Origin of the sequence: Actinomadura mexicana, from assembly GCF_900188105.1 — a bacterium.
Taxonomy (GTDB): domain Bacteria; phylum Actinomycetota; class Actinomycetes; order Streptosporangiales; family Streptosporangiaceae; genus Spirillospora; species Spirillospora mexicana.
Window position 1 is genome coordinate 485,446 of the sequence record NZ_FZNP01000004.1, and the last position, 16,047, is coordinate 501,492.

Annotated in this window: 14 protein-coding genes; 13 read left to right on the top strand and 1 reads right to left on the bottom strand. The window is 70.6% G+C overall.

Annotation, left to right across the window (positions count from 1 at the left end; all coding sequences use genetic code 11):
• Positions 1 to 561 precede the first annotated feature (561 nt).
• Entirely contained in the window at positions 562 to 1,026 is a 465-nt protein-coding gene (locus tag CHC11_RS13535; RefSeq protein ID WP_089312036.1) for a hypothetical protein, read from the bottom strand.
• Positions 1,027 to 2,271: 1,245 nt separating this feature from the next.
• On the opposite strand from CHC11_RS13535, the gene CHC11_RS13540 reads away from it, so the two are divergent.
• From CHC11_RS13540 to CHC11_RS13600, 13 genes are all read left to right on the top strand, one after another.
• On the top strand, positions 2,272 to 3,144 hold the full coding sequence (locus CHC11_RS13540) for a hypothetical protein (RefSeq protein WP_143227061.1): 873 nt from the start codon (positions 2,272 to 2,274) through the stop codon (positions 3,142 to 3,144).
• 36 nt (positions 3,145 to 3,180) lie between these two features.
• The gene (locus tag CHC11_RS13545) at positions 3,181 to 4,059 is read left to right on the top strand and encodes a diiron oxygenase (protein ID WP_089312038.1); all 879 of its coding nucleotides are present in this window, start codon (positions 3,181 to 3,183) and stop codon (positions 4,057 to 4,059) included.
• The gene (locus tag CHC11_RS13550; protein ID WP_089312039.1) at positions 4,059 to 4,304 is read left to right on the top strand and encodes an acetyl xylan esterase; all 246 of its coding nucleotides are present in this window, start codon (positions 4,059 to 4,061) and stop codon (positions 4,302 to 4,304) included. Before CHC11_RS13545 ends, CHC11_RS13550 begins: the two co-directional genes overlap by 1 nt.
• Positions 4,301 to 5,128, top strand: coding sequence for a class-II aminoacyl-tRNA synthetase family protein (locus tag CHC11_RS13555; protein ID WP_089312040.1), 828 nt, complete (start codon positions 4,301 to 4,303; stop codon positions 5,126 to 5,128). The genes CHC11_RS13550 and CHC11_RS13555 overlap by 4 nt, the downstream gene beginning before the upstream one ends.
• Positions 5,128 to 6,111, top strand: a complete 984-nt coding sequence (locus tag CHC11_RS13560) for an NAD(P)H-dependent flavin oxidoreductase (RefSeq protein WP_179278837.1) — start codon at positions 5,128 to 5,130, stop codon at positions 6,109 to 6,111. Before CHC11_RS13555 ends, CHC11_RS13560 begins: the two co-directional genes overlap by 1 nt.
• A 5-nt stretch (positions 6,112 to 6,116) precedes the next feature.
• Positions 6,117 to 6,983 (top strand): alpha/beta fold hydrolase, encoded by an 867-nt coding sequence (locus CHC11_RS13565; protein WP_089312042.1) that lies wholly within the window; start codon positions 6,117 to 6,119, stop codon positions 6,981 to 6,983.
• Positions 6,976 to 7,230 (top strand): phosphopantetheine-binding protein, encoded by a 255-nt coding sequence (locus CHC11_RS13570; protein ID WP_089312043.1) that lies wholly within the window; start codon positions 6,976 to 6,978, stop codon positions 7,228 to 7,230. Before CHC11_RS13565 ends, CHC11_RS13570 begins: the two co-directional genes overlap by 8 nt.
• Complete coding sequence (locus CHC11_RS13575) at positions 7,208 to 7,810, top strand: 4'-phosphopantetheinyl transferase family protein (RefSeq protein WP_089312044.1); 603 nt, start codon at positions 7,208 to 7,210, stop codon at positions 7,808 to 7,810. The genes CHC11_RS13570 and CHC11_RS13575 overlap by 23 nt, the downstream gene beginning before the upstream one ends.
• A gap of 218 nt (positions 7,811 to 8,028) precedes the next feature.
• A complete protein-coding gene (locus CHC11_RS13580; RefSeq protein ID WP_089312045.1) occupies positions 8,029 to 9,489 on the top strand; it encodes an NsdA family TPR-like regulatory protein in 1,461 nt (486 codons plus the stop codon).
• Between the two features lie 76 nt (positions 9,490 to 9,565).
• Positions 9,566 to 10,918, top strand: coding sequence for a hypothetical protein (locus CHC11_RS13585; RefSeq protein WP_089312046.1), 1,353 nt, complete (start codon positions 9,566 to 9,568; stop codon positions 10,916 to 10,918).
• Between the two features lie 232 nt (positions 10,919 to 11,150).
• Positions 11,151 to 13,706 (top strand): class I SAM-dependent methyltransferase, encoded by a 2,556-nt coding sequence (locus tag CHC11_RS13590; protein ID WP_089312047.1) that lies wholly within the window; start codon positions 11,151 to 11,153, stop codon positions 13,704 to 13,706.
• Positions 13,707 to 13,792: 86 nt separating this feature from the next.
• The gene (locus CHC11_RS13595) at positions 13,793 to 15,160 is read left to right on the top strand and encodes a phenylacetate--CoA ligase family protein (protein WP_089312048.1); all 1,368 of its coding nucleotides are present in this window, start codon (positions 13,793 to 13,795) and stop codon (positions 15,158 to 15,160) included.
• 275 nt (positions 15,161 to 15,435) lie between these two features.
• Positions 15,436 to 16,038 (top strand): GNAT family N-acetyltransferase, encoded by a 603-nt coding sequence (locus tag CHC11_RS13600; protein WP_089312049.1) that lies wholly within the window; start codon positions 15,436 to 15,438, stop codon positions 16,036 to 16,038.
• Positions 16,039 to 16,047: the final 9 nt, after the last annotated feature.

Below are 16,047 nucleotides of genomic sequence, written 5' to 3' on the forward strand. Positions count from 1 at the left end.
CGGCAAAAACCAACGGACGCTTCATTGGAGGTCCGGAATGGCGACAAGGATGCTGCCGCACTATTGGCGGCCCCCGGGGAAGGGTCGACGCCCCGCCTTTGCGGCATTCCCGGAGGCCAGGGCCGTGACGTCGAGGAGTCCGCATCGCGTGAGTAGGCGCAGGCCGCGAGGGGACCCTTGCGCATACGGGATGGCGGAGCATGGTCTCCGACCGGGGAGCTTTACTTGCCGCTTTACTCAGTGCTACAATGGAGATTGCATCTGACAAGCAGAGCTTCTACCGGCTCGCCCCCTCGTCATCGATGAGCAGCATGAGTTCATTGAGATCGTATAATGCCCTTCGCGGCGTCCCGAAACGCTTGATCTTTCCGCGACTCGCCCACTTCCGGATGGTCGCCGCACTCACTCCGGCCGCCAGCGCCGCGAGCCCGGTGGGAACGAGCCGGGCGTCGGGTCCCGCGACTTCTCCGGCTTTCCCTTCTAATCCCATTACAGAAAGACTCCCGTCGATGAGTTCGGATTTCGCTGTTGGACGGCGGGGGGAGACACTCGGGTCGCCCCTCACGCGCCCTGGATCTGACGGTAGAGACGCAGCCACTGATTGGCCTGCCAAACATGTCCCTTTTTGCAATGCACCTCGTGCTTTCCGCTGCTGGCCGATACCACCACGTAGAGCCGGGCATCGCACCCGGGGCGCACGCACGGGCCGATCTCGCACTGTCTCGGCGCGGAGTCTGCGATCTCCAGCACATGAGCGGTGAGCGCGTAGATCTCTTCATCGAAGTCCCCCGCGGCGGGATGAGCGAGCAGCCAGTCGAGGTGCTCGAGCAGGAACGACGCCATCGGGCCGCAGTCCTGACCCGCCGGCTTCCGCACCGAGCACTCATCGGCCACCAGCGCCGACCAGGCCCGCAGAAAGCCGAGTATCTCGGTGCGGCCCGAGCTGGCGTCCTCGTTGATCCTCAGCCCCGGGGTGTTGCCCGCCCCTTTGATCCGCTGAAAGGGACGCTGGGGCGAGGGCAGCATTACGTCGACCAGACCATTGTAGATCCGTGGAAGCTCCGTGAGCCCGGATTTTACTTGTTCGTAACAGCCCCTACAGAGTCTGATACGGGCCCCGTCTGCACGGCGACGCGATGCGTCAACGCCGCTACACCGTTTCCCCGCGCAGAGTTCCGTACTTGAGAAGCCCTCGAGCATGACCTCTACCTTTACCACCCGTAAGCGGATACTCTGCGTGGAGACTAGAACGATACTTTCGGCTGCGGCAAGGGCCCGACGCCGGGATCAAGCGGATGTCAGTGACCACTTGCGGACTCCACCCGGCTATTAAGGCGGTCGAGGGCGGCGGCCTGGCCGGCGGCGAGGGCGGGGCATTCGACGGGCCGGCCGCACGGTAGTTCCAATACGGCCGACGATCGAAACGAGTCGCCGAAGAAGTCGCGAAAAGCCCGGCCGCCCGGGTCGCTTGGCCTTATCGGCCATTAGGCATAGTTATGCCGTCCCGGTTTAGCGTGACACAGTCGCACGATCTTCGTCAAGGGCAGGCAACAAGGCAGAAAAGGACCTCCTGAACAGCGGCCCTTTCGATGCCCTCAGCTCAATAATGGTGACACTGCGTGATCTGTTGCTTTGCCCTCCGCCGTCCGGGCACCGAGCATTCGGCCCGGCGGTCCGGGCGCGGCAGGGCAGTCCGAAACCATAATTGGTGCTCCAGCCGCATTGAGTGATTAGCGAGGCGTCGTTGTCCCTGGTATCGGCGTCTTCGACCACGGGCCGGGGGTGCGGCCGACGCGGACAGGTCGGCGAGGCGCCGGGCGGCTGCCATAGGACATCAAGGCGGCGGGCCTCCCCCTGACGTCGGGAGCGGGGGCCGGCTCGCCGGGGTTCGCCGACGTCCGAGCTGCCGCGGCCAGGCCGGCCCCGTCCGCGAGCACGGTGCGCGGGCAACTTTCTTATATGAGAAATTCATAAGCGCATATGCGGAAATAATCTGTCGCAATGGAGTCCCCGGCTGATACGTTCGGCGTCGTCCGTGGACACAGCCCCCCGGACTCGGGGAAATTCGCAGTCAACTGGCCGATCGACGCGCGCATCCGGTGAGCCGTGGTGTCGCGGCGACGGAGGCGCCGAGCCGTCGGCGCGATCGCGCTACCTGGGAGATAGACCGTGTCGCGCCAAGATGCAAGCACAGATATCAACTGGGAAAAAGTAGCGGATTCCATTGAATTCGTTCCCGCCGAGTATTCCAGCAGGACCGAACCGGAGTCCGTGGCCGAGGAAATGCTGCACTGCGGGCCGCCGGACATCGACAGGCTCGTGGACGCGGGCCTTCCGTTCGAGGACCGGGCAGGGGTCCGCCATTTCGACCCGAACGACCTGTACAACCTCGGCATGTACTCCAACAGCGCGAAGACCCAGCCGGAGCTCGCGTTCCGCCTGCTCTTCCGGTTCACCGGCCGCCCGGTGGACGATCTCCTGCGCGCGAAGTCATGGGACTTCCGGGTGCGGATGGAGTGCCCCGACTGCGCCGGGGTCGCGCCGTGGCGGCTCGAAGGGCCGGACGTCGGCCGGTTCGGGGGCCGCCTCGCCGATGTGACGACTCCGGCGGCGGGTTCGGGGGTGGCGGAGTACGCGGCGACGGTCACCACGGTGGGGGCGCGGACCCCGGTGGTCTCTCCAGAGCTGCGGCGGCTGACCCGAGAGTACCTGGACGCCGGCTATCGCTGGCAGATGATCCCGGTCTCCATGCAGGCCGACTACGAACTGGTGCACACCCTGGGCGCGACGAGCTGCATCGCGGCGAGCCTGTTCCTGGCCGAGCGCTTCCGCGCGGCCGGATACAGGGCCGAGGCGAAACGAGGCTGGTTCTGCGGCGTGCTCGGCGGTGCCCTCGACCTGCCGCACGCCTGTGTCGAGGTCGAGGACGACGACGGTTCGCTCAAGACCGTCGACATCGCCAAGGCCCAGCTGGCCGCGCGGCTCTCGCCGGCCACCGCGGAGTTCCAGGAGCTCTGCCTCGGGTCGATCTACAACAAGGTGATTCCGTCCACCGCTTCCGGCAGTGCGCCCTTCGGCCATCACGACTGCGGCTCACGGCTGCCGGTCCGGGTGCACGCGGATATCCAGTCGGTGCGGGGCTGAATTCTCGATCCACTTTGTGGAGAAAGACGAGAGAACATGGCGGTACGCGAGATCGAGCCGATCCATCTGGATCTGGACCGGCTGGAGCAGATGGCCGAGTCCGGCTATTACAACCCGTACACGATCTTCGACTGGCCCGAGTCCATCGAACCGGACAGGCCGTGGATGAGCGAGAGCCTGACCACACTGGCGGGCACGCCGATGTGGGCGGAGCTGACGCGCGAGCAGCAGCTCGCGCTGACCAGGTACGAGGCGATCAACTTCTTCAGCCTCAACATCCACGGCATCCGCGAGCTGATGAGCGAAGTGGTGATGCGCATCCACGAGCGGGCCTACGCCGGCGTCTCGGAGTTCCTGCACCACTTCATCGGTGAGGAGAACGAGCACATGTGGTTCTTCGCACAGTTCTGCCTGCGCTACGGCGGCAAGCTCTACCCGGCGCAGCCGTCGTTGCAGGCCGACTCGGTGGCCCATCTGTCCGCGGTGGCCCGCGAACTGGTCATCTTCGCGCGCATCCTGATCTTCGAGGAGATCGTCGACCACTACAACGCGCACATGGCCACCGACCGGGAACTGCCGGAGATCGCCCGCGAGATCAACCGGGTGCACCATCAGGACGAGAGCAGGCACGTCGCGTTCGGCCGGATGGTCTTCGTCAACCTGCTCGGCCAGGTCGCCGAACGCGATCCGGCCGAGCTGCCGCTGGTCGCCGAGTATCTCGAGAACTATCTGCAGTACAGCATCGGCACCCTCTACAACCCCGCCGCCTACCGGGACGCGGGGATCCCGGACGCGCTGGCGCTGCGGCGGCGCGCGCTGGAGCACCCCGCCCGGCTGGAGGCGCACGACCAGGTGCTGAAGCGGACGAGGAAGTTCCTGGCGAAGGCCGGCGTGAGCAGGGATCTGATCAAGTGATGAGCGATCCGATGGAAGCGGTCCGGGAGTTCATCCTCGGCCGCAATCCCCAACTCGACCACCTGGACGGCGGACTGGACCTGATCGACAGCCGGGCCATCAACTCGCTGGCCTTCGTCGAGTTCATCTTCCTCCTGGAGGAGCTGACCGGCGAGCCGATCGATCCGGAGGAGCTGGACCTGGACGACTTCCGCACCCTCGACGCGATCGACGCACGATTCTTCAAGCAGAAGGCGGCCCGATGACCACGGCAACCGACACAGGTCTGAAAGTTCTCGACGGCGGCCAGCTGCGCCTGCTGCGGTCGATCGACGCGGTCTTCCTCCGCTTCGCAGCGGGCTGGAACGCTCCGGAGTTCCGCTTCCCGTTCCTGATCCGGTGCCGGGACCTCGACACCTTCGACTACTTCGACAACTTCCCGCATCTGGGTCTGGCGGCCACACGTCTCGATCCGCAACGCCTCGGCGGCCTGCTGACCGAGGCGCCCCGGCCGCTGGACCGCGTCCCGGCCGACGTGATGGAGCCGACCGCGCTCGCGCTGCCGTCGGCGGCGTGCTACGCGGTCTACCTGGATCTGGCCGGTTCGGCGCTGCCCGCGGAGGGCGTGGTGCGGACCACGCTCGGCACGTGCTTCCGCAACGAGGACCACTACGACGGGCTGCAGCGGTTGCTCGGCTTCTCCATGCGGGAGATCGTCTTCATCGGGGCCGAGGACGGGGCCAAGCAGCACCTGCTGCGCGCCAAGGACGCCGTGACGGCGCTGTGCGCCGAGCTCGGGCTGGACGTGGGGCTCGAGGTCGCCACCGATCCGTTCTTCGACAAGAACAGCGGCAAGGCGAAGATGCAGCGGCTGTTCCCGGTGAAGGAGGAGTTCGTCGTCAACGGCCTGGCGATCGGCTCGGTCAACTACCACCGCAACTTCTTCGGCGAGCGGTGCTCCATCCAGGCGGGCGAGGACTTGGCGCACACGAGCTGCCTCGCCTTCGGACTGGAGCGATGGGTGCACACCCTGACCGAGAAGTTCGGCAGTACCGCCGCCGCGCTGTCCGCGGTGGAGAGTCTGGGCTGATGCGCACCCCCCTGACGGAGGTGCTCGGCGTCGACGTGCCCCTGCTCCAGGCGGGCATGGGCGGGGTCGCCGGGCCGGAGCTGGCGTGTGCGGTCTCCGCTGCCGGGGCGGCGGGCTGCGTGGGCGGCTACAAGCTGGTCGGCGACGCGCTGTCGGCCATGCTGGACCGTCTGGCGGCGGGGACCGGCCGTGCGGTCGGCGTGAACTTCATCCCGGAGGTGGTCGGACCCGAGGAGCTCGACCGGCAGGTGGGGCAGTTGCTCGACGAGACGCCGCAGCACGTGCACCTGTCCCTGTTCGGCATGCCCCGCGATGGGGTCTTCGACCGGGTCACCGCGGCGGGGCGATGCCTCGTCGTTCAGGTCGGGACCGTGGAGGACGGTGTGAGAGCCGCCGACCAGGGCGCAGTGGTGGTGGCCCAGGGCATCGAGGCGGGCGGTCACCTCCTCGGCGATTCGGGCAGGGACGAGCTGGTCGCCGCGCTGCGCGAGAAGCTGCCGGAGGCCCACCTCGTCGCCGCGGGCGGGATCGGCTCACCCGCCGACGCGGGCCGGGCGGTCGCGGCGGGAGCCGACGGCGTCCTGCTCGGCACCGCCTTCGTCGTCGCGCGCGAGTCGCGTGCCCACTCGGCCTTCAAGGAGGCGGTGCGCGCCGCCACCGGGGCCGACACGGTCATCACCGATGTGTACGGGATCGGATGGCCGGGCCGGCGGCACCGCGTCCTGGAGACGGCCGTCACCCGCGACCCCGAGCAGCCGGCGAGGTTCATCGGCCGGACCGTGGTCGAAGGAAGACCGTATCTGGTGCCGCGGTTCGGCGCCGCGGTGCCGACCGACACGACCAGCGGCCGGATCGAGGAGATGGCCCTGTACTGCGGTTCGTCGTGCGGCGCCGTTTCCGGAGAACCTGCGGCGGCCGACGTCGTCGCCGAGTTCGCCCGCGCCCTGCCGGGCGCCGGAGCCGTCGAGAGAGGGAAAGGATAAGAGAGATGTCCAGTTATGAGAATCTGTTCCGGCTGGATATGACCTACCGCGATGACACGCCGCGCATACGCGCGAGGGAGGGCGTCGAGCTCTACTACGAGATCCGCGGCGAGGGGAACGTCATCACGCCCCTCAACAACTTCGCGATCACGCCGCCGATCTGGAGGGTCTTCACCGAAGAGCTCGCCCGGCACTACCGGATCCTGACCTACGACCTGTGCAACCACGGCCAGTCCACCCGTGTCGAGGAGGAGCCGACCTGGGAGGAGCACGCGGCCGACCTGATCGCACTGCTCGACGCGCTGGAGATCGAGTCGACCTACCTGATCGGCTCGTCGACGTCCACCGTCTTCGCCCGGGACATCGCGCTGAACCACCCCGACCGCGTCAAGGGCATGGTGCTGGCGGGGCCGGTGTTCGGTCCCCGCGGCATGCGCCGCCAGCGCCAGCTCCAGCGGAACTGGCTGCGCACCCTGGAAAGCCATGGTCTCGCCGGCATGTACGAGCACTTCTACCCCGAGCTGTTCAGCTCGGAGATGAACGAGGCGCTCGGCACGCCGGGCTACCTGGGCTTCCGTGAAGCCTTCATGGCGATGGCCACCCCCGAGGACCTCGCCAGCGGCCTGCGGCAGTCCATGCGCGACAACCACAGCCCGGATCTGCCGCCCCGCATCAGCACGCCCACGCTGGTCATCGTCGGCGACGACGACATGCTGTTGAGCCCGAGCGGTGCGAAGGAGCTGTCGGAGCAGTTCCCGAACGGCTGCTACGAGGTCATGCCGAAGGCCGGCCACCAGCCGTACATCGACGACGCCGAGGGCTTCCAAGCGATCATTCTCAAGTTCATCAGGGACGTGGAGACGCATGCCTGAGGTGGCACTCGAGACCCGGCAGCGCATCCGTGCGCTGCTGGTCGATCTGCACGGCGACGACGGCTTCGTCAGCACCGTGTCCGACACCGAGTCGCTACGCCAGGCGGGAATGTCCTCCACCGCGCTCGTCAGCCTGCTGGTGGCGATGGAGGACGTCTTCGGTTTCGAGTGGGACGACGATGTCCGGCCGGAGGCGCTCCGCTCGATCGAGTCCCTCGCCGACCATGTCGCGGCGCTGCGCCGCTGACGGGTGCGCGGTAGCGGGCCGGCCGAAGGTTCCCGCGGGCGCCGCCGCGTCGGGCGCCCGGGCCGAGTGGTCCGCGGTCCGGCGGCCGTACGGACCGCGCCAGCAGTTCGAGGCGGGCCGCCGAGCCGCCGCGGCGGCGCTGGCGGCGACCGGGGCGGCCGGCCGGGCCGTGCCCCGCGAACGCGACGGCCGGCCGCGCTTCCCGCCGGGTTTCGCCGGGTCGATCGCGCACACCGAGCGCCTGGCGGTCGCGGTGGTGGTCCCCGGCGCCGCGGCGGTCGGCGTCGATGTCGAGAGTGCGGTCATCAGCCCCCGCGTGGCGCGGTTCGTCCTGCGCGAGCGGGAACGGCGAACGCTGCTCCCGCCCGCCGGGGACTACCGTCCGCGCGAGCTGTTCGCCGCCAAGGAGGCGGCCTTCAAGGGGCTGTACGCGACCGGCGCCCTGGAGGACTTCCTGTTCTGGCGGATCGAGCTCAGCCGGTCCGACGGTGCGCTGACCGCGTCTCACCGCGGCGTAGCGATACCGGTGTGGGTTCACTCCGAGGCGGATCTCTCACTCGCCGTGGCGATACGGATGTGAACCGCGAAATCGCCGTGACCGACGACTCCACGCGCCGAAAGAATGACGCATCGACCCAGGAGAGAAAGGTTGCGCACGGATTCCTCACTGCTCACTTCTTTAGGTGAATTTCTCACTGTTCACTGCGACCGGTCGGCTTGGTAGCCTCCGTTTTTGTCGGCGGCAACGAATTCCGGCCTGTCCTCTCAGCTGCAAGTCGTGGGGGTCTGAAGCGCGTCATGACGAGGCCCAAGGTGCCGAACGGGCTGCTGCGCGGCCTGCTGGCCGAGGCGGGCTGGACCGAGGACTTCCTGGCCAGGCAGGTCAACGCGGTGGCCGCCGAGTCCGGGGTGACGATGCGGCTGGACCGGCGGTCGGTGACGCACTGGCTCGCCGGCCGGCGTCCCCGGTCGCCGGTGCCCGAACTGATCGCCGAGGCGCTCACCCGCGCGCTGCGCCGTCCGGTCGGTCTCGCCGACATGGGGCTGGACGGGGCCGCGGGACCGGCCGGACGCGGGAAGCCGAGCCGGGCACCCCGGCCGCGCGCCGGCGTCGACCGCCTCCCGTCCGCCGACGGGGAGAGTCCCGTCCTCCCCCGCGACGTCGTCTCCCTCCTGACCGCTCTGGCGCAGGTCGACGAGGGCCGGCGGCGGCGGCTGGCCGCCACGCCGTACCGGCTGGCCGCTCTCACCGTGCCCGACTGGGCGGACGCCGCGGCACGCCAGCCCCGCCCGGCGCCCCGGCCGGACGCGGCGCGCACGCAGCTGCTGGAGCCGGGGCAGGTGGCCACCGCGGAGCAGATGGCACGGGTGTTCTCCCACGCTGACGACTCGTTCGGAGGAGGCCAGGCGCGCGGAGAACTGTCCTGCTACCTCGCCTACGACATCGCGCCGAGACTCCGTGCCGCCGGAACCCCGGCGCTGCGGCGCAAGCTCTTCGCGGCCGCCACGCAACTCTCCTACCTGGCGGCGTTCATGTGCTTCGACGATGAGTGCCACGGCCTGGCCCAGCGCTACTACCGGACCACGCTGAGGCTCGCCGTCGAGAACAACGACCCGGCCGGCTACGCCATCGCGCTGCGGGGCATGTCGGTTCAGGCGCGGAGCCTGGGCCACCACCGGCGCGCCGTCGACCTCGCCGAGGCGGCGGCGAGACTCAGCCGCAGCGCCGCCGGCCCGGCCCGCCAGGCGTTCTTCCTGGGCCAGGTCGCGGTCGCCGCGGCCGCCGCCGGAGACCGGCACCACGCGCTGACCACGATCTCGGCCGCGGAGCGGCGCCTGGACCAGGCGTCCTCCCTGGCCGCGACGAACCTGGCGGCCCATGGCAACACCACGATGGGCCGGTACCATCCCGCGGCGCTGGCGCACCAGGAGGCGGCCGTCCGGGCGCTGCTGGGCGACAGGAGGGGGGCGATCAGCGCGCTCGCCGAAGCCGTCCGCCACCGCCCGCCGTGGGAGTGCCGCTCCCGCGCCCTCGTCCACGCCCGCCTCGCCGAACTCCACCTGGACCAAGGCCATCTCGACCAGGCCGTCACCGTCTGGCACGCCTTCCTCGACGACTTCCCCTTCCTGACGTGCCGGCGCGCCACCACCGCGGTGAAGGTCCTGCGGTCCCGGCTCCACCCTCAGCGCGCCAATCCCGCCGTCAGGCAACTGCTGGCCCGCACCATCCCCTCGGCCCCCGACACGGCGGTCTCGTGAGTGCCGGCCCCCTCAGAACCCGTCCGGCGGAGGCGAACCGTCCGGACGGCGACACCGGTCCGCCGCACGGAGGTAGATGATCATGAATCGTTCGCTGCGGGTGGAGCGGTTCCCCGTCGGCGGGATCCCGCCGGGGCGCGTTGTGGTGGCCACCACGATCGTTCATCCCGACCGGGGCGTGGTCCCCTCTCCCGCCGCGCCGCTGCTGGCGGCGGCCCTCGGACGCGGCGAACCCGGCCCCGCCCGGCGGCGGGTCCGGCTCGATCCGGTCGCCGTGCCCGCCGAGGCGTCCGGCGCCCGCGACGGCGTGCTCGTGACGGCGTCCTACCTGGACAGGACGGGCCGGGCCGTCGGCCTGGGAGCGGCCGCCCAGGCGGCCGACCGCGCGGCGGTGGCGGTGTGCGCGGACCTGGTCGCCCAGTGGGCCGGGGTGCTGAGGTCGCGCCGTCTGCTGGTGGCGGACGGCGATCCCGACTGCGCGGGCGCGCGCGCTGGCATCGAGGCCGTCCTCCGGGCGGCCCGCGACGCGGCGCCGGACACCCCGGTCCACGTCCACGGCCGGCCGCTCGCCGCCGCCGGCCGGCTCGCGCGGCTCACCGCGGCCGGTGTCACGATCAGCGACGGTCTGGACGCGGTGCCGGATGCGGCGGTGGTGGTGTTCCCCGCCCACGGGGTGTCCCCGTCCGTGCGGGCCGAGGCGGCCGCACGCGGGCTCACCGTGGTGGACGCGACCTGCCCCCTGGCCGCCCTGGCGCATCGCGACGTCCGAGCCTACGCGGACCGCGGCGACGCGGTGGTGCTGATCACCGGGCCCCGCGACACCGCGGCCGAGCGCGTGTCGGTCTCCCAGGCGCCGGAGTCCGTGCTGCCGATGCGGGACGCCACGCCGCCGGCCGGCCTCCGGCGGCCCGGAACCGACCCGGACGGGCTCTCGTTCGTGGTGCAGCCCGGGATCCGGGTGGAGGACGCGGCCACGATGATCGCTGCCCTGCGAACGCGGGTCCCCCGGGTGCGCGGGCAGCACTACGACGCGCTCTGCCATGCCGCCACCGACCGGGCGGCGGCCGTCCGCCTGGTCGCGGCGGCCGTCGATCTCACCCTGGTGCTCGGCGCCGCCGACGATCCGGACGCCGCTCACATGCAGGCCGAAGCCGCCGCGGAAGGCCGGACGGTCCGCCGCCTGGAGGCCGTGGGCGACATCGCCGCCGGATGGCTGGCCGGCGTGGACTCCATCGGCGTGGTTCCCACCCGGTCGGCACCCCCGGAGCTGATGGCCCAGGTGCAGGACGCCCTGGCCGGCCTGGGGCCGCTCTCCGCGGCCACCCGGAAGGTGCGGACCAGCACCGGGGAGCGCGCACCGGACGTCGCCGACGGGGCCGCGCCCCCGGTGGGCCCCGGTGACCGTGAGAAATCCATATATGCTGTTTAGTTTCCCATATTGTAGAGGACAGTTTCTCATCGGTACGCTGGCCGCCAAAGGCATGTCAGCGACTGAATGCTAAGAAATTCCGCGACACCCACCTCCGACTGGATACCCCTATTCGGGTGATTCAGGGGTCGTCAGGCCGAATGCCTTGGGCAAGCATGAATCACGCCGACCATCCGGCACTGCGGAAACAGCGGCCGCGATTCGCCGCCGCCGACGACATTGGAGATTCGTTATGGCGCAGTACCGATCCCCGATGTCGGTCTCGGCGGAGGCGACGGACTGGCGCGCCGAGGCGCGCCGCGCCTCGTTCCTCTTCCAGGACGGGGTGCTGCTCTGTATGACCGTCTCGGCGTTCGACGCGCTCGGGCTGCTGGACGGCAAGCCGTACGACACGGGCGGCCTGCCGGGCACCGGGTACCTGCGCGCGGCCTGGCACTGCCTGGCCGCGGTCGGCTGGATCGAGCCCGACACCGCCCCGGCCTGGACCGAGCGGGGGACGGAGGCGCTGCGGTACCGGGCGCGGCTCGCCGCGGGCGGAGCCTTCCTCGCCCGCTTCGACGACAACGCGCCCGACTGCTGGACCGCCCCCTGGGACACCGCCACCGAGGCGGCCTTCGCCGCCCTGCTCCAGGACCACGAGCGGTGGCGCGCCGACGCCGATCCGGCCGACCCGCTCACGGCCTACCTGGACGCGGCCCTCCTCGTCCCGGCCGTCCTCACCCTGCGCGGCACCGGTCGCCTGCACCGGCCGACCGGCGACTTCGCGCGGCTGTTCACCCTCCTCGGGTGGCTCGACGACGGCGGATGGACCGAACCGGGCCTGGCATGCCTCGACTTCGCCGACCACTGCGGTCTCGTCGGCTCCTACCTGCCCATGCTGAGCCGGCTGCGGGCGCTGTTCCGCGGGGAACTCGTGGTCGCGCCCGGCGAGGGCGAATGGCACTGCCAGCGGCGGATCAACGTGGAGGCCAGTTCGGCCGCGCACCGGCGGTACTTCGCGGACGCCGACTCGATCTTCGAGGAGATCTTCCGCCGCTCGCCCCGCCCGGCCTTCGTCGCCGACATGGGCTGCGGGGACGGGAGTTGGCTCGCCCATCTGCACGGCCTCCTCGGGGACGGTGTGCGGTACGTCGGCATCGACGTCAGCTCGGTGGCCCTCGACCGGGCCCGCGAAGTGCTGCGCGACGCGGACGTGCCCGACCCGCTGCTCCTGATCGGCGACATCACCGACCCCGACGCGCTGCGCGGGCAACTCGCCGAGCACGGTCTCGCGATCGAGGACGGGCTCCACATCAGGTCGTTCCTCGACCACGACCGCACCTACATCGGCACGGACCCGCGCGGGAACGTTCCGGGCTGGTCGTCGGGCGCCTACATCGCGCCCGACGGCAGTCCGCTGAGCGCCGCCGAGGTCGAGTCGGACCTCGTCGCCCACCTCGAACGCTGGCGGCCGCACGTCGGCACGTACGGGCTGGTCGTCATCGAGGCGCACGGCGTGGCGCCGCGGGTGGCGCGGCATCAGGCCGGCGCGACGCACTCGGCTGCGCTCGACGCCTACCACGCCCTGTCGCACCAGTACCTCGTCGAGTACTCCGCCTTCCTGCGCTGCTGCGGGCTCGCCGGGCTGCAGCCGGTCGCCCACCTGGAACGCCGCTATCCGAAGAACAAGCCCTTCGTGGCGGTCTCGGCGAACCATCTCCTGACGGAGCGGCCCGAGCTGTCCGACGCCCCGGCGGAGCGGCACGACACCTGGCGGCCCGGCCCGGAGGACGACCTGGCCGACGGCGCGGGCCTGCACCGGCTGCTGTACGTCGACGGCGTCCTCGCCCGCCCCCGCGGCTGGTGTTCCGGCGCGACCGGCGTCGTCGTCCGCGACATGCTCCAGGCGGTGGAGGCGCGCATCGAAGGCGCCCGCCCCGGCGATGCCGTCCGGGTCCTCGACTACGGGGCGGGCACCGGCTTCGCCTCCATCGAGCTGGCGAAGGCGTGCCTGGAACGGAACGTGGTGCCGCGCCTCGCGGAACGCGGCGCGACGTTCGAGCTGCATCTCGTGGACCTCCCGAACGGGTGGTTCGCGCAGGGGTACGAGCTGCTGCGCGACATCTCGTGGACGCGCTTCCACGCCCTCCGCGAGCCGGGCGGCGGCACCTTCCGCCGGCTGCGCGACGTGCTCGCGGGCCGGCAGGTCGACGCCGTGCTCGCCAACATGGTCTTCCATCTCCTCCCCGACAAGGCCATGCGCCGGGCGGCGGCGTCCATCGCCGAGGTGCTGCGGCCCGGCGGAGTGCTCTCGTTCAGCGCGCCCGACATCGCCGACCGCCGCGCCGACTCGGTGCTGTTCCACGACCCCAACCGGCTCATGCGGCGGTACTGGCTGGCCGCACTCGACGGCGACGACCCGGGCGGGCTCCCACCGGTCCTGAGGGAGGCGGCGGCCTCCGTCCGGCCGGAGACGCGCGCGAGCGCCCGGCGGCGCGCGGACCGCAGGATCCTGCCGACGCCGGTGCACAGCGAGGCGCTCGCCGCCGCGCTCTCGCCGTACTTCGACGGGTCGATCGAGCGGCGCACGTACGAGTACCTGGCCGAGGAGGTCCTGCTGACCGCCCTCGTCCCGGCGAACCAGCGGGAGTACCTCGCCGAGCTGCCCGACGCCCGGACGCGGGAGGCCGTGATCCGCCATCTGCTCCTCGACCGGGTGCTGCCCGAGCTGATGAGCGGGCCGGCGGGGACCGCGCACGGGGTGAACGTGGAGTGGAAGCTCGGCCGGTTCACCTGCCGCCCGGCGTGAGCGGCTCGCGCGGCGGACGGCACCCGCCCGGACTCGCCGCACCGCCAGAACGCCACCAGTCCGGCAACGCAGCGAGGGGATCTCCCATGGACACCGACGACCAGTACTGGGACCAGGCGCGCGAGACCAGGCCGCGGGAGGACCGCGAGAAGGAGGTGCTGTCGCTCCTCCAGGCCCAGCTCCACCGCGTCTACGACGAGCTGCCGTTCTACCGCGGCCACTACGACGCCTGCGGGTTCCACCCGGACGACGTCGAGACGCTCGACGACTTCACGCGCAAGGTGCCGGTCATCACCAAGGCGATGCTGCGCGAGGACCAGGAGGAGAACCCCCCGTTCGGCAGCTACGCCGGCGTTCCGGACGAGGAGATCGCCCGCGTGCACGGCTCCTCCGGCACCACCGGGCGGCCGACGCTCTACGCGATCTCGACGCGCGACTGGTCCTACATCGCCGACGTCATGGCCCAGGGGTTCTACACGGCGGGCGTGCGCGGCGGCGACAAGGTGCAGTTGGCCACGCTCTTCAGCCTGTTCATGGGCGGGTGGGGGGCGCTGCTCGCCGCCGAGCGGATCGGCGCGGCCGCCTTCCCCATCGGCGCGGGCGAGACGGAGCGGCAGCTGGAGCTGATGTACCGCGTCGGCTCGACGGTGCTCGTCAGCACCCCCACCTACGCGCTGCACATGCTGGAGCGCGGCACCGCGCTCGGCTACGACACGCATGCGTCCCCGCTGCGCCTCGGCGTGCTCATCGGTGAGCCCGGCGCGGCGATCCCCGGCACGCGGCAGGTGCTGGAGGAGGGCTGGGGAATGGCCGTCCGCGACCTCGCCACCACGTCCGAGATGACTCCGTGGGCGACCAACGCCGAATGCTCGGAGGGCAACGGCGTCCACGTCATCCAGGACGAGGTGTGGACCGAGATCGTCGACAAGGACGATTCCGGCCTGCCCGTCGAGGACGGCACCAGCGGCGCGGTGGTCTACACGCACCTGCGCCGCGAGTCGCAGCCGATGATCCGGTTCTACTCGGGCGACGAGTCGCACATGACCCACGAGCCGTGCCCGTGCGGCCGGACGTATCCGCGCCTGCCCAACGGCGTGTACGGACGTCTCGACGACATGCTGATCATCCGCGGCGTGAACGTCTACCCGAGCCAGGTCCAGCGGTCGGTCCTCTCCGTCGAGGGCGCGGGCGTCGAGTTCCTCATCGTGGTGGACCGGGCCGGCAGCCTGGACTCGGCGACGGTCCGCGTCGAGTACGACCCGGCGTACCGGGCCGACGACGTGGAGGGGCTGCGCCGGGACCTCGCCAAGCGCGTCCAGCGCCGGTTGAAGAACGACACCAACATCACCTTCGACGTGGAGGTCCTCGACCCGGACACCCTCGACCGGGCGGTCTCGAAAGCACAGCGCGTCCTCGACCGGAGGAAGCTCGAAAGCTCGGCGCCGCGGCGCTAGCCCGGCGCCGCGAGCGGCGCCCTCTCGGGGGTTCGACCGCGCGAAACGGCCTTTCAGGAAGGCCCGAGCGCGCACTTTGACATGCACTCAAAAGAGCTTAGTAATTGTCTCCATAACTGCGACGTCCGCGAGAAGCGGGGTTGATTAGTCCCAATTCTGGATGCGATAATTCGGCAACGAGCGTCCCGGACGGAATGGCCGGGAGCGCACCGTGACCAGCACGCCGGGGCGCGTATGGACCACATCGAGCCCGCGGTTGCATCGTGGAGGTTGACGTGAACGACGTGACCGTGCGGCCGCTCTCAGCGGCCGACAAGGACGAGGCGTGCCGGCTGATCGGGCTCGCCTTCGCCGGCCACCAGAGCACTCTGGCCATCGTGCGCGGTGACCGCGGTAAGGCCACCCGGATCATGCGTCAGTCGGCGCACATCATCATCGACCCCGGCAGCCGGTTCAGGCACGTGCTCGTCGCCGAACGGGAAGGCCGGCTCGCCGGGGTCATCCACGCCGTCGAATGGCCCCACTGCCAGCTGACGGCGGGCCAGAAGCTGAGGACGGCGCCGGCGTTGATCCGGGCGATGGGGTCCGCGCTGCCGCGCGCCATGGCGGTGACGAAGGCCAGGGCGGAGCACGAGCCCCGCAAGGACCACTGGCATCTCGGGCCGACGGCCGTGCACCCGGATCACCAGGGGCACGGGATCGGGACGGCCCTGTTCGGCTCGATCCTCGAACTGGCCGACAAGCAGGGATCCGCCGCCTTCGCGCAGCCGGACGCCGACCACACCGTCTCCCTCTGTGAGAAGTTCGACTTCAAGCTGATCGCCGAGCAGGAGATCCAGGGGCTCGCCACCCGCTCCATGTGGCGCGAGGCGCGGTGAACCACCGCC